Below are 12,537 nucleotides of genomic sequence, written 5' to 3'. Positions count from 1 at the left end.
AGTAATAATCTTTATGCTGCCCTGTACAACTCTGCGTAAATCCGCGAAATCAGCGGGCCAAAATATATCCTATTGGTTATCTCCCGCAGATTGCGCTGATGCTCGCAGATTTTTTAGACTGATTGCTATAAAGTGTCTTGTGTATTTTTTGCGAGAATTAACAATAGCCCTCCATGTTTTTTTTACATTGATACGGGGGACATCAGGTTCTACAACTGTTACCATTTTGCATTAGCACATTGCCATATCTCCTTTTCTTTAAAGGCGAAAACACCTTTTTCTTTTGACTTGGCAACGTTTATCATTGCTTGTGCCAATATTTCGGTTGATAGTGGTTTTTGGGCTAAAAAAAGTCCCATTTTGTTAAGAAACTTTATGACCCGCAGACCAACAACTTCAGCAGGTCGGTCGCTGTTTTTACGATCTAATAGCGGCGGATTAAAAATGATCAGTCGGGGAAAAGATAATTCCATCACAGCCTTTTCCAACTGACCTTTCATTTTTGAATAAAAAATACGAGAATCAGGGGAGGCATATGCTGCTGATACTAATACATAACTAGTTACATTATTTTCGCGAGCGGCTTTGGCAAAGTTATATTGATATTCATAGTCAATTTTCCATTGAGCTTCTTTGCTGCCTGCTGTTTTAAGGGTTGTTCCCAAACATGAAAATAGAACATCGCCTTTCACCAAATGTTTCCACTGTTCAGGTTGATCAAAATCGATAACATGAACACTTAACTTTGCATCTTGAATAGGTAAGCTACGTCTAACAAAGATGTCTATCCGATCAAAAGCATCATCAGTTAGTAATTTATTTAACAAGTCATTGCCAGTAGCTCCAGTTGCTCCTAAAATTAACGCTTTCATATTTAGGGTTGATTGTTGAACCAAAGCTATTGATTTTCTTGTTTGTCATAGGTTAAGTTCACAAGTCCTGTATCAAACTGTTGAACTTTAGCAAGCGTCCAGGTGGATTCCGCCGGTTTACTTGCAAATAACGGAATCCCTTCCCCGATCAATTTAGGAACTACTGAAATGATCATTCGATCCAGAATTAAGCCAGTCGATATTTCCGTCGGGCTTTGCAATAAACCCATCAAGGCTGGTTGCTGTATATAAAATTACTTTGCCCATTTAATTATTTAAGCAAAGGTTTACTTATAAGCAATTGCTGCACTTGTTGGCCCAGCTAAAGGAAGTAACGAAGTTGATTTAAACCCTATTTCTTTCACCCACTTGTTAAAATCAGCAAATGTATAGTCAAACCCGGTTCCTGTTTCAATAAGCATATTAATACTCATCATTAAGCCAAAGGCATTTTTATTGCGGTCATCATCAATAACGCCTTCAATAGCAACGAATGCGCCTCCATCTGGTAAAGCATCATAGGCTTTTTGAATCAACATCAATTTAGTTTTTTCATCCCAATCATGCAGAATGTTTCCCATCGTTATCATGTCGGCTTTAGGAAACTGATCCTTAAAGAAATCTCCATTGGCGGTTTTAACCCGGTCCTGAAGTTGGTATTTCTGAATCGTTTCATTGGCAACAGCAGCAACTGCTGGCAAATCCCATGAAATGCAGGTCATGTGAGGTTGGTGTTTGGCTACCAGCAATGAAAGTAAACCTGCCGAGCCACCAATATCTACTAATGTTTTATAGTTGGAAAAATCAAACTTTTGTGCCAATGCCATAAAAGCACCCATTTGGATACCGCTCATTGCATGAATAAATTCCTTTAGTCGATCCGGATCTTCATACAGCTTTTTGAAAAGATCATCACCAACCTTTGCCTCATTTTGTTGTACTCCTGTTAACAAACCTTCTTCCAGATTACCCCAAAAGCCATATAATCTGTTGTTCAACATTTCGAGCAATCCGCCAATGTAGGTTGACTTCTTTTTGTCTAAGAAAAAGTCGGTATTGATGCTATTTGAATAGTTAGCTGTTTCTAAAATACCCTCACGATTTAGAAAGCCAAAAGTAGTCAAGGCATCCAGGTAGTCGAATACATTTCTGTCGGTACATTTAAACCCTAAATGAGACTTTATTTCGGCAGCGGTCATCGTTTTGCGTTCGGCAAGTGTGGTAAATAATTGAAATTTTACCGCACTCAAAAGAATTTTTGAGGCCCAAAAGCCAGTGCCAATTTGCATGATACTGTCGGGAGCAGGATGATTAACAGAAGTTTCCATAAGCATTTTTATTGATCGATTATTGCCTACTCTATTCGGTTTTCGGCATCTCCGTTTAAATAGAATTTGAATAAAAAATTCGTTAAGTCTTTTGGCTTTAAGTACGGAAGGATGATCGATGGGTCCCCCGATAATTCGGGACATTTTATTTCGGAAGCTTAATATAAGCATTTTCCAGGTTAGCATTTAGTGCTGTTAAACAATTGATTCTTGTTCAATTCCTGACTGCAGGTAGCAAGCACTCCTAAGCTCCAACATTACCCGTCTTCACTTCTCTAGCTCGCTTGTAGCTCGCAATGATTACTCCATTTGGTGTAACAATACTTTCAATTAATGTAAACGCTGCTGGTATAACGCCGTTACCAAACAGTTTTTTCCAGTACACGGTGTTATGGGAAAATTTTTTGCGCCGCATCTGGGTAAGGGGAATTGAGCAGGCGAATAAGTTTTGCTGGGGGTAGCCATTGCCTATAACCTGAAGAAGTGCCTGAAGTTTAGCCGTAAAAAGGTAAAAACAGCAGCCATTCAATTGACCAAAATGAACAATTTAAAAGCAGAAACATTAATTGACCAATTTAACGTCATTCTCTTGGAACTAAAGCCCTTGAGACTTAAATAGAATTGCGTGAAAGAAAAAGCCGCTGAAAATTGTTCACCCAATTCTCAGTGGCTTCTTTTTATAGCAGTTGTGCAACTGCCACGGCTGTTAGCGGTAGTTTTACTTTAGGTTTTTATAGTTGAAGGATAATAAAGCAATAATAATAACTGGAGCTATTAATATTTTAGGTTCCCAAGTCTCAATGAATATCGCTTGAATATGAAGTCCTACGGTAGTTAGGATATAAAGCCATAAAGACCATTTCATTAAATGCCATAAACCATAAACTTGAGCCAATAAACTAGCCAAAAGTATTACTGTAAATGTCAATTCAAGAGTTTTGTTCTCGTAGTAAAGAGGTTTAAACTGCGGTCCGTTTAAATGAATAATATGATTTAAACTCAAAAAAGCAAAAATCAGAATAAACAGTCCTGTTAATCGGGTACTAATAAGAGTAAAAGTCTTTGTCATTATAATTTTTGGTTTAACAGTTGATTTTAAAATGCCACATAACGGGCGACGCTTGCCGAAGGCGCGGTGAAAACACCTGCGTCATTCTCCGCCGTGGCGTAAATTTATTAATTAACTTTTCAGTTCAAAATTGCACACCCACCGCGTTTACGGCAAGCGGCTGTTAGGTGCAGAATTTCTTTTTATATGGCAAAACTAACGGTATACAAAAACGAACATTTACAGCCTTTCCATTTTGCTTACCAGGAGTCCATTGGGGCATTAACCTAATGACTCGTATTAGTTCATTATCTGCGATCGGGTCTAGTGATTTTATAACCACCAGGTCTCTTACTTTTCCAAGAGTGTCAATGACAAATTGTGCAGTAACTCTCCCAACTTTTTTTACAGAACGAAGTTTTTTCTTGTCCAGATTTTTGTTAATAAAACACCAATATTCTTTTTCACCACCATTAAATAATGGCCACTCTTCAACAGGGTCTAGAATTGTTTCTGTGTTTATCTGGCCGAATAGTGGGGAATAACTTACTAATGCTAAAGTTGTCGCGATAAAAATTACATAAAGCACTCTATTCATAATTTTCTGACTAACGTTTTTCATTTACAGGCTTAATGGAACAATAAACCGCTTTTTTCATACCCACACCTTTCATTTTTTATTCCTACCCTAAACGTTAACCAAAGGAGTCAATTCCTTTGAAATAGGGAGGATTACCTGTAATGTTCCAGCTTGGCGATGGCATGGTAAAAATTGCCTCGTCATAGCCCCTCTTGAAGTTAAATTACTAATTTGTTTCAGTTCATAGTTGCATATCGCCAGCGCTCCTAACAAACCTTTGCTATGCATCGTCAAGATTTAGCAATTATGCTGCAAATAGTCCCATTAATACAAGAACCCATAAAATGCTGCCTAAAACCAATAATACGATTTGTCTTGTATTATAGCTTGTTTGTTCTTCACCATCATTAGATTCAGTGATTCCAAAATTTAAGGCTTCCACAGCAGGTGTGAAACAAATAAAACTAATGAAAGTAAGTAGCATAAAGGGTTCTGGAAGATAAGCACAAATACCCAATACTATCAGGCCAATGAAAAGGAGTCCAGAAGAATAGTCTTTTGAATAACCATTGCCTTTTGCAAAAGCTTTTATTTTCTCAAATAGTCCATAAAGGAAAAAAAGTGAAAACAAGGCTCTCATTGCAGGCATTATGTCTGAGGATTCTTTTTCTTTAAAAAAGTTCCATGATTTGTACATCCACCAAACACTATAAAGATTAAATGTCAAGAAGTTTAGAATGATAAATTGATTTTTTGTGACTAATTCTCTTTTGTCTGAAGATTCAGAATTTAAAAGTACATGTTCTTCCATAATTGTTGATTTTGGTTAACTGTTTTTTTGTTTGTGCCTAACGTTCCAGCTTGCCCAATAATTATTGTAGCAAACGAGCAATATCAGGGAACCCCTTTTCTAAGGCTAAGGAATGTGCGGTTTTGCCCTCATCAGTTACTTGAGATTTATCAGCGCCATTCTTTAACAAAAGTTCTACAATATTTTTTCGACCAGCTTGTGCCGCATATGTCAAAGCCGATTCTTTATCCTTGGCTAAGGAATTAATATTTGCACCTTTTGAAAGTAAGTATTCAACGATTTCTTGATGGCCTTTGTAAGCCGCCATCATCATTGGAGTTGCTCCGTCAGTTGCTTTATCGTCTATGATTGCTTTGTTTTCTAATAACAGTCTGATTATATCGTAATGTCCATTTCTTGCGGCCGTTCTAAGAGCGGACCAGCCATGAATATCTTTCAAATTTACATTTGCTCCTGCTTTTATCAACAAGTCCACAATTTTCATATGACCATTTTGAGATGCAGCCATTAAAGCTGTGAGCTTATTGGGCTTAGACTCAATATTTACATCCGCTGAATATTTTAAAAGGATTTTTACGGCAGTTGTATCTCCGTCGTAAGAAGCTTGAAAAAGAGTATTAATTCCATCCTTGTTCAATCTATTGGGATCTGTTCCATCAATTAACTTCTTTTCTAGTTTAGGATAGTCCTTGTCAGCTAATAAATTAAATAATGATTGAGAGTAAATTACTTTAATAAAGAATGTTAGTAAAAGAGTCAGTAAAAGCTTCTTCATATGTTGCGTATAACGTTTCAGTTCGAAGGCATGATGAAAATACCTGCGTCATGCTCCGCCGTGGTGTAAAATTATTAATTAAGTTTTCAGTTCAAAATTGCACGTCCACCGCACTTTACATAGGAGCGGCTGTTATGCGTAGCCATTATTTTCTGAAGTGTTTTACTAATTCTTTAGTATTAGTCTTTTTCGGTAATACTTTTAATAGCATTCTTGTATTTAGCATCGTCGGCTTCTGTCATGTCGCCTTCAAAGCCGTGTCCAAGGTTGATTAATTTGTTGTCTGTCCCAATTCTATAAAATGAATAAAATATTTTGCTGTAAATAGCGGTGCTGATAATGATATTGTTCTTTGAATCAAACTCAGGATTATAAAGCTCTTCGAAATTCTTTACAGGTATTAATTTATGATTTTTGTTGTCGACCAGGTATAAATGATGAGTCCATACACTTCTAGTGCTAGAAGTATTGAGAATCAGAATATCGTTTGTTTGGTCATTGTTAAAGTCTTTCAGTTGTAGCAATGGCATAAAGAACTCAACAGTGTCTTTTAGTAGAACATCTGTTTTGCCGTTTATTTTATGGGTTAAAGTCAATGTTCCGAAATGAGGATCGTCGTCTTTTTTTTCTTGTATTATTTTAAATGACAGAAAATAAGCTTTGTCACCAAATATGTTAAAAGTCGTGTCTTTGTCGATACGATTGTTTTTGGACTGTCCGACAGACCGAGAACAAGCGAGAAAATTAAGAACCAAAATAATTGTCAGTATGGAAACTTGTCTTCTCATGATGATTGTTCGCATGGTTACGCATAACGTTTTAGGCTTGCCGTTCGGCGCGTGAAAACCGCGCTTAATTGTCAGCCGTGATGCAAGATATTAAATTGGTTTTGATTTCAATTTGCTTGTCGCCCGCGCTGACGGTAAGCCTGTGTTATGTGCAGTTAAGATATTTCAAGTTTTAGTTGATTGCCTTCAAGAGAATCGGACGTGTATTATCGTATTTCCCAAGTTCAATAGTGTCAATCGAATATTTCAGCTTAAAAAGTAACATGCTATCATTTCTGTCTTCTAAAATCCAGTCTGGTTTATAATGAGCTACTTTATCTCCAAAAGATATGATTCTTACACTGTCTACATCAAACCATTTTATAGTTTTTGAGGTCTCATCATAAGTGAAACTTCCGCTTTCATTTTCTATATAAGCAGGGTAACCAATGGCAGTAATAGTACCTTTGATTTTCGCTGTATATTTATCATTTACTGTGAATTGTAATGAGTCATAATATAAAGTGAAATTATAAAACTCTCCCTTGAAAGGCCCTCGAACCTGCTTCCATCTTTTATTTAGTAATTCATTCGAAGAAAGTCTCACTGTAGATATGTCATTGTCCTTTTTGCAATTTGTTAAAAGAGTCGTAATAAGAATGATTGAAGTAAATTTGATGAAATGCTTTTTACGTTTCATAGTTGCTGGTTTGGTTGCACATAACGGCCCGTGTTTATGGCGGCTGCGGTTTTCGAAGCCGCGTCTTGTCCGCGAGTGCAAAACGAAATTAAGAAAACTAAACTTACAGCAACACCGTACCCGCAGCCGACATAAACACTATGTTGTAGGCAGGCCTCGTTTACTGTTCATTTGTTTCAAACACAATCTTAAGTCCTTTGCTGACTTTAAAATTTGTTTTTCAGTCTTGTCCTCCGTCACGATGTCCGCAAATTGTCGGTCGTTGTCCTCAAATTCTTTTTTGTCCAGTGCTGTCAAGAATTTTTTATTCAGTTCTGTCAAATGGATTGTCCTTGTTTTGTCATCATAGTCCGGAAGTTGTCCGTTGTTGAGATTGAAGAGAATCACTTGAAAATAGTTTTCAATATTCTCCAAGGAAACTGAGATTACCTTGTCCTTGTCTCGGAACTGGATGTCGTAAAACGCATTTCCATTTATTTTCTCTTTGTCCAATGTCATGCCGTACTCAGTCACGAGAAATGAAAATGTCCGCTTTACGAAATTCTGAAATTTATCTGAGTCAATCATTTGTCCAATTTGTCCAACGAGGCTTGCCTACAACGTTTGTGTTTATGACGACTTGGGCTTTCGAAGCGCGTCACTGTCCCCGTTGCCGAACGAAATTAAGAAAACAAAACTTCAAATTTACACTGAACCCCAAGCTGGCATAAACATTTTGTTGTGGGTAGTTTTGTTACCCTACACTCAATATAACAACGTGACTGTCGTCCGCTATTAGTTCCAAGTTCTCTTTCAGTGATTTTATTCCTTCTATCTCCGCCTTAGCTAACTCTGGATCGTCCTCTTCTGAAAAGTCTTTATTGAATTCAATCAATTCGTCTAAGGTAAATTTGTCTGGCGCCAACCCGCTTAAATATTTTTGCTTATGGTCAAACGTAAGTATGAAAGTCGAGTTTTGTCTCCGCTCCACAATCACGTTAGCTATATCGTCATACTTTCCCTTTAGCAAGTCAATTCCCTTTTTCTCCTCAAGAAATATTAACAGGTTTGCGAAAATATATCCAGACCAGTCAAAGTCTTTTAACTTTTTTGAGTTTGCATTCAAGTAGTCCCAGTAATTGTCAATTACCTTTTTACTAAACAGTTTCTTCTCAATCTTAATTTCTGCATTGTCACGAAGGTCGTTGAGCTTCGATGTCTCAATAAGTCTGAAGTCCGCAATTGCTGACATGTTTATTTATTTTTTAGATGGAAACTCTCAAAACAAAATTACCCACAACGTTTTGGCGCTTGACGCAGGTGCGAAGAAAGTTCCTTTCCATTTTCCAGCGTGACGAAAGTAATTTAACATAGTGGAATTTGCAAGTTGCACCTCGCCCGCATTTGCGGCATAGCGTGTGTTACAGGCAGCCTTTATTTCATTTCAGGGTTAGCTTTGAAAAACTTTAATAATAAAAACCATAATTGTGGTCAAAACTATTCCAAATACAAGAAAGTCTTTAGTAAAAGGGTGCCAAATTTCAAGTTGTAACTCCAAGTCTCCTTTTACTCTTTCAGTAATAAGTGCCTTAAAATCTCTAAAATTTAAGAATTCCATTTCATGAATATGATATTGACTACCATCATTAAATTTAATGAGGAGTCCTGGGTATGTTCGAAATTTATTCCTGAATGCCTTAGGATTATGCGAAATCATTTCACTGAAACTATATTGTTTTTTTGAAAGTCCGAAATATGTAGTTATTTCAATATTTTCATTTTCAATTTTTAAAGTGCGGCAACCGGTCAAACTATTATAAGAGCACATTAGACCAATCATTAAAAATAAAATACCACCAGATATTGAAGCCCCGCTCGCTTCCACTGTCGTTAAAAATAAAGTCCCTAGGAGTGTAATTGCTAAACCTCCTATCAGAACAAAAGCTGCTATAAGTCTTTGTGTTAATCTTATTTTTGATTTCATTACTATGAAACTGCGTAAGTGCGCAAACTTAAGGAATGGTTTGCAGTAACCGAAGTTCGAAAGGTTGCCTGTAACGGATGGCGCTTGACGCAGGTGCGAAGAAAACTCCGTTCCATTGTCGAGCGTGACGAAAGTAATTTAACGTAGTGGAATTTGCAAGTTGCACATTGCCCGCACTTGCGGCATAGCGCGTGTTAGCTGCCGTTTATAGTGTCTCTGTTGAATTGTATTCTTCCAATTTCACTTTCCTTAAAGTATTTTGTCCAAAAAACCCAATATTCATTTGGTCTTTCAGAATCTTTACCAATTGTCAAATAAACTGTGTCACGTGGAGTAATAATCTGCAAGTACGTAGTGTCAATTGGATGTGAGTGGTGAGCATCTATGATTTTAATTGAACGAATCACATTAAGTATTTTAGTTGTAGAAAGAGAATCTAAACTCTCATTATTAATTTTGACTACTAAGCTGTCCTGTTTCAAAAACTGTTTAAGATCTCGCAAAGCTAGATCTTGTCTGTTGGAGTCAGCAATTGAAGCAATAATAAAAGTCACGAAAGCCTGGATCAATAGAATGGCACCTACTGCTGTCAATTTTGTGAATTTTTCTTCTTTAAACCAGCGGACGTAAACAAGAATAAAGAATCCGACTATTCCAATTGTAAATGAAGTTGCTGAAACTATTGTCGACATTGGTTTGTAATTAAATGGCAGCTAACGGTTGGCGCTTGACGCAGGTGCGAAGAAAGTTTCGTTCCTGTGTGCATCGTGACGAAAATAATTTAACGTATTGGATTTTGCAAGTTGCACCTCGACCGCACTTGCGTTGAAGCGCGTGTTAGCCACCGTTTTTATTTCCAGTAAATAGTTAGTCTTACTCTGTAGGTACCCATGAATCCTTTCCAATCTTCAGGAGTAAAAATCATGTCCAAATTTACAGTCATAGAATCTTTTTCCCATATAGCCTTTCTTTGTAAATATTCACCGTCTCGAGCCTTAATCCTTTCTAATTTTGGCTCCCCAGTTTTTGGCTCACCCAGTTTATTTTTAACTTCTTGATATACATCATCATACTTTTCATTGTATTTTTCAAAATACTTATGCTCAAACTTCAATTCTTTTTGTAATTCAAAAATGTTAGTAATAAAAATACTTTTGTCCCAAGTGTAATCTATCAATTTAACGCTATTATCTGCATTGGAATAAAAATAGTTTATTTGGTATGGCATAAAACTATTGTCAACCCTGTTATAGCGTATCGGCTGAGGGATTTCGTAGTTACTTAAATAAGGATAATGACTTTTACTCAGTGTAACTTTAACATTATCTTCATGCTTTTCACCTCCATACAGCCTTTCAATTACTTCAATTTTGTCAATGGGAATTTTTTCCAATTGATATTTTATCGAATCATTAGAACTAAAGCTTGAAAATAAAATTATTAGGATCAGATTCTGTAATTGTTTCATATGGTTTGTAAAATGGTGGCTAACGGGCGATGCTTGTCGAAGACGCGATGAAAACACCTGAGTCATAGTCCGCCGTTGCGTAATTTATTAATTAGGTTGAATGTTCAATTTGCACGTCGCTCGCACGTTATTTACTTCCCGACAATCTTTATAATAGGAGGGAGTTTCCCTTTAAAGCCTTCCAGTACAAAAGCCAGAGGAATATAGAACAACTCATCAGTATTAATTTTTAAACCATTAACAAGCTCTTTCTCACATTGTTGCATCGCGGATATAATTGCATTGTCAAACCCTCCGATTGATTTCTCAATTTTGACATTCGACAATTTATTATCTGAGCTAATTTTAAAAGAAACAATGGAAACACCTTGAAGGCCAATTGCCTGATAATCTTCTGGATAAACAATTTTTTGACTCAAAAGAGTAGTGATTTCAGCCTCAACCTTTGCCCAGTTTTTTAACTGATCCTGATTAATCTTGAACTCATTTTTTGCAATCAGTTCTCCATCATTATTATACAAGAATGTTTTTTGGTCGACTTGAGCAAATGTTGCCAACGAGGTCAGAATAAAAATAAATATTAAAATAAACTGTTTCATATGCTTTGTAAAATGGTGGCTAACGTTTATGTATAGGAAGTGGCCCCGAGCAAAAATAAAAAAAAGTCCTCCTTATCGGGGCCATTTACTATACATTTTGTTGCCAGCCGTTTTATTCTCCGCTCTCGATTGCTACTCCCCTTTGGAACTTGGCTGTCACTGGTTCATTTCTAATTGACGCAGGTGTCCAGTCCTTAATCTTGCTTATCTCGTTAAGAATGATTTTGTCAGTCCCTTTAAACTTCTCCGTATTATTTCTTTCTTTTATCTCAACGTTCTTTGTTTCTCCTTGTTTGTCAACCGTGAATTCAATTACATAATGTGGTCTGTCAACTATATTTGAAACAAACCTAAACGAGGACTTTGGTGGTAGTTTTTCATTGAGGTAATTTATGATAAAGTCTCCACCAAGCTGGTCTTCATTATTTTTCCTCATCGCCCAGGTGTCGACCTCATAATATTCAAAGGTTGTATTCTTCTTTTCTTCAAAGAACAAACTATCAGCAACTAATTCTAATTTATCAACGAAGTTATCACCGAATTTCTCCTTTATTAAACTGTCCATAGTATTAGGGTAACAGTCCCGATACAGATGTCCAAACATGTCAAAGCTGTACTTTATTCTATTACTATCTAGCAGAACTTCAAGTACCGAATCATATCTCGGCAAAAAGCCATTTCTTATGAAAACAATTTTGCCTCCTCTAAAATCCTCAATCGCCTCGTGTGTTCCCGATTGACATGGCGTCATTGTCCCAGTGTCAGAATTTCTCTGAGTACAGCCGTAAAATGTCAGTATGAAAATTGGTAGTAGTAATCTCATCATAAAATGGCTGGCAACGTTTTGGCGCTTGCCGAAGACGCGGTGAAAATACCTGCGTCATTCTCCACCGTGTTGTAAAATTATTAATTAAGGTTTCAGTTCAAAATTGCACGTCCACCGCGTTTGCGGCAAGCGGCTGTTAGCAGAAGTATTTTTTTAGGTACCTAAGTTATTCCTCTGTATTTATCTGTCTAGTAAACACAAAGTAAATTACATAAAGCCAACTCAAGACTCCGTGAATAATTGCAAACAAAATTGATTTATTTCTTTCCCATGAAGCCACAACGGCAATTACACTCCCTAAGCCAATTCCATTTTTCAAAAAAGACTGTTTTACTCCCGGATTTATATTTGTTTGACAGAAAGCCTCTATAGAAAAGAATAAGACAAATATTAAAAGAGATATGTTAAGTTTAGTCATATGCATAGTTGGGTTTTAATATTTCTGCTAACGTTTCAGCTTGCCCTTAGGTTTATGTGATTAAACTAATTAAATTTTCCAGAGAAGAACGGGTGCTCCAGCGCGCTTGCCAGGCGTTTGGGCCTACCTTCGGAACTGGCCCCGTTCTCTTCGCTGGTTGAACAGAACCCGATAGAATCTTAGGTTATCAGGCCTGTTAAGGGTATTAGTTTTTCTTCAACTCAAATCTATGAAAAAGTCAGTAATCATTGGTATCGATGTTTCCAAAGCCACCTTAGATGCCACTTTAGTGCTTAAGGAGGCGAACACGCACATTCAGGTCAGTAATGACGAATCAGGCTATGGACAATTAATCAAATGGATTGCGGCTAAAAGTCGACAG

Annotated in this window: 17 protein-coding genes; all 17 read right to left on the bottom strand. The window is 36.8% G+C overall.

The features are described 5' to 3' along the window. Positions 1–218: 218 nt before the first annotated feature. Positions 219–872 carry an NAD(P)H-binding protein gene (locus NF867_RS04005; protein ID WP_252586266.1) on the bottom strand — a complete coding sequence of 218 codons (654 nt, stop codon included), beginning with the start codon at positions 870–872 and terminating at the stop codon, positions 219–221. Between the two features lie 26 nt (positions 873–898). Then, complete coding sequence (locus NF867_RS04000) at positions 899–1,048, bottom strand: dihydrofolate reductase family protein (protein ID WP_252586265.1); 150 nt, start codon at positions 1,046–1,048, stop codon at positions 899–901. 111 nt (positions 1,049–1,159) lie between these two features. After that, complete coding sequence (locus NF867_RS03995) at positions 1,160–2,200, bottom strand: acetylserotonin O-methyltransferase (RefSeq protein ID WP_252586264.1); 1,041 nt, start codon at positions 2,198–2,200, stop codon at positions 1,160–1,162. Positions 2,201–2,918: 718 nt separating this feature from the next. Beyond that, a complete protein-coding gene (locus NF867_RS03990) occupies positions 2,919–3,269 on the bottom strand; it encodes a hypothetical protein (protein WP_252586263.1) in 351 nt (116 codons plus the stop codon). A 163-nt stretch (positions 3,270–3,432) separates the two neighbouring features. Beyond that, positions 3,433–3,870: an energy transducer TonB gene (locus tag NF867_RS03985; RefSeq protein ID WP_252586262.1), complete on the bottom strand. Its 438-nt coding sequence runs from the start codon at positions 3,868–3,870 to the stop codon at positions 3,433–3,435. A 262-nt stretch (positions 3,871–4,132) separates the two neighbouring features. Next, positions 4,133–4,639, bottom strand: a complete 507-nt coding sequence (locus NF867_RS03980; RefSeq protein ID WP_252586261.1) for a hypothetical protein — start codon at positions 4,637–4,639, stop codon at positions 4,133–4,135. Positions 4,640–4,700: 61 nt separating this feature from the next. Continuing rightward, positions 4,701–5,414 carry an ankyrin repeat domain-containing protein gene (locus tag NF867_RS03975; protein ID WP_252586259.1) on the bottom strand — a complete coding sequence of 238 codons (714 nt, stop codon included), beginning with the start codon at positions 5,412–5,414 and terminating at the stop codon, positions 4,701–4,703. 179 nt (positions 5,415–5,593) lie between these two features. Continuing rightward, positions 5,594–6,217, bottom strand: coding sequence for an XAC2610-related protein (locus tag NF867_RS03970; RefSeq protein ID WP_252586257.1), 624 nt, complete (start codon positions 6,215–6,217; stop codon positions 5,594–5,596). A gap of 157 nt (positions 6,218–6,374) precedes the next feature. Then, the gene (locus tag NF867_RS03965) at positions 6,375–6,881 is read right to left on the bottom strand and encodes a hypothetical protein (RefSeq protein ID WP_252586255.1); all 507 of its coding nucleotides are present in this window, start codon (positions 6,879–6,881) and stop codon (positions 6,375–6,377) included. 138 nt (positions 6,882–7,019) lie between these two features. Beyond that, the gene (locus NF867_RS03960) at positions 7,020–7,448 is read right to left on the bottom strand and encodes a hypothetical protein (protein WP_252586254.1); all 429 of its coding nucleotides are present in this window, start codon (positions 7,446–7,448) and stop codon (positions 7,020–7,022) included. A gap of 166 nt (positions 7,449–7,614) precedes the next feature. Next, positions 7,615–8,112 (bottom strand): hypothetical protein, encoded by a 498-nt coding sequence (locus NF867_RS03955; RefSeq protein WP_252586253.1) that lies wholly within the window; start codon positions 8,110–8,112, stop codon positions 7,615–7,617. Positions 8,113–8,310: 198 nt separating this feature from the next. After that, positions 8,311–8,844: a hypothetical protein gene (locus tag NF867_RS03950; protein ID WP_252586251.1), complete on the bottom strand. Its 534-nt coding sequence runs from the start codon at positions 8,842–8,844 to the stop codon at positions 8,311–8,313. 194 nt (positions 8,845–9,038) lie between these two features. Then, positions 9,039–9,536 (bottom strand): hypothetical protein, encoded by a 498-nt coding sequence (locus NF867_RS03945; RefSeq protein WP_252586249.1) that lies wholly within the window; start codon positions 9,534–9,536, stop codon positions 9,039–9,041. Between the two features lie 158 nt (positions 9,537–9,694). Next, the gene (locus NF867_RS03940) at positions 9,695–10,312 is read right to left on the bottom strand and encodes a hypothetical protein (protein WP_252586248.1); all 618 of its coding nucleotides are present in this window, start codon (positions 10,310–10,312) and stop codon (positions 9,695–9,697) included. A 131-nt stretch (positions 10,313–10,443) separates the two neighbouring features. Next, on the bottom strand, positions 10,444–10,911 hold the full coding sequence (locus NF867_RS03935) for an energy transducer TonB (RefSeq protein WP_252586247.1): 468 nt from the start codon (positions 10,909–10,911) through the stop codon (positions 10,444–10,446). Positions 10,912–11,023: 112 nt separating this feature from the next. Then, positions 11,024–11,737: an energy transducer TonB gene (locus tag NF867_RS03930; RefSeq protein WP_252586245.1), complete on the bottom strand. Its 714-nt coding sequence runs from the start codon at positions 11,735–11,737 to the stop codon at positions 11,024–11,026. 166 nt (positions 11,738–11,903) lie between these two features. Then, positions 11,904–12,155 (bottom strand): hypothetical protein, encoded by a 252-nt coding sequence (locus NF867_RS03925; protein ID WP_252586244.1) that lies wholly within the window; start codon positions 12,153–12,155, stop codon positions 11,904–11,906. Between the last annotated feature and the right edge of the window lie 382 nt (positions 12,156–12,537).

Origin of the sequence: Solitalea agri (assembly GCF_023914155.1) — a bacterium.
In the GTDB taxonomy this organism is placed as follows: domain Bacteria; phylum Bacteroidota; class Bacteroidia; order Sphingobacteriales; family Sphingobacteriaceae; genus Solitalea; species Solitalea agri.
The sequence above is the reverse complement of the archived record's forward strand: the minus strand, read 5'-3'. Positions and strand labels throughout refer to the sequence as shown.

Bases quoted from the DNA above. Each gene is read 5' to 3' on its own strand.
- NF867_RS03925 (WP_252586244.1), bottom strand. From the start codon at position 12,155: ATGACTAAACTTAACATATCTCTTTTAATATTTGTCTTATTCTTTTCT.
- NF867_RS03935 (WP_252586247.1), bottom strand. From the start codon at position 10,911: ATGAAACAGTTTATTTTAATATTTATTTTTATTCTGACCTCGTTGGCA.
- NF867_RS03965 (WP_252586255.1), bottom strand. From the start codon at position 6,881: ATGAAACGTAAAAAGCATTTCATCAAATTTACTTCAATCATTCTTATT.
- NF867_RS03975 (WP_252586259.1), bottom strand. From the start codon at position 5,414: ATGAAGAAGCTTTTACTGACTCTTTTACTAACATTCTTTATTAAAGTA.
- NF867_RS04005 (WP_252586266.1), bottom strand. From the start codon at position 872: ATGAAAGCGTTAATTTTAGGAGCAACTGGAGCTACTGGCAATGACTTG.
- NF867_RS03930 (WP_252586245.1), bottom strand. From the start codon at position 11,737: ATGATGAGATTACTACTACCAATTTTCATACTGACATTTTACGGCTGT.
- NF867_RS03990 (WP_252586263.1), bottom strand. From the start codon at position 3,269: ATGACAAAGACTTTTACTCTTATTAGTACCCGATTAACAGGACTGTTT.
- NF867_RS03980 (WP_252586261.1), bottom strand. From the start codon at position 4,639: ATGGAAGAACATGTACTTTTAAATTCTGAATCTTCAGACAAAAGAGAA.
- NF867_RS03950 (WP_252586251.1), bottom strand. From the start codon at position 8,844: ATGAAATCAAAAATAAGATTAACACAAAGACTTATAGCAGCTTTTGTT.
- NF867_RS03940 (WP_252586248.1), bottom strand. From the start codon at position 10,312: ATGAAACAATTACAGAATCTGATCCTAATAATTTTATTTTCAAGCTTT.
- NF867_RS03945 (WP_252586249.1), bottom strand. From the start codon at position 9,536: ATGTCGACAATAGTTTCAGCAACTTCATTTACAATTGGAATAGTCGGA.
- NF867_RS03995 (WP_252586264.1), bottom strand. From the start codon at position 2,200: ATGGAAACTTCTGTTAATCATCCTGCTCCCGACAGTATCATGCAAATT.
- NF867_RS03955 (WP_252586253.1), bottom strand. From the start codon at position 8,112: ATGTCAGCAATTGCGGACTTCAGACTTATTGAGACATCGAAGCTCAAC.
- NF867_RS04000 (WP_252586265.1), bottom strand. From the start codon at position 1,048: ATGATCATTTCAGTAGTTCCTAAATTGATCGGGGAAGGGATTCCGTTA.
- NF867_RS03960 (WP_252586254.1), bottom strand. From the start codon at position 7,448: ATGATTGACTCAGATAAATTTCAGAATTTCGTAAAGCGGACATTTTCA.
- NF867_RS03970 (WP_252586257.1), bottom strand. From the start codon at position 6,217: ATGCGAACAATCATCATGAGAAGACAAGTTTCCATACTGACAATTATT.
- NF867_RS03985 (WP_252586262.1), bottom strand. From the start codon at position 3,870: ATGAAAAACGTTAGTCAGAAAATTATGAATAGAGTGCTTTATGTAATT.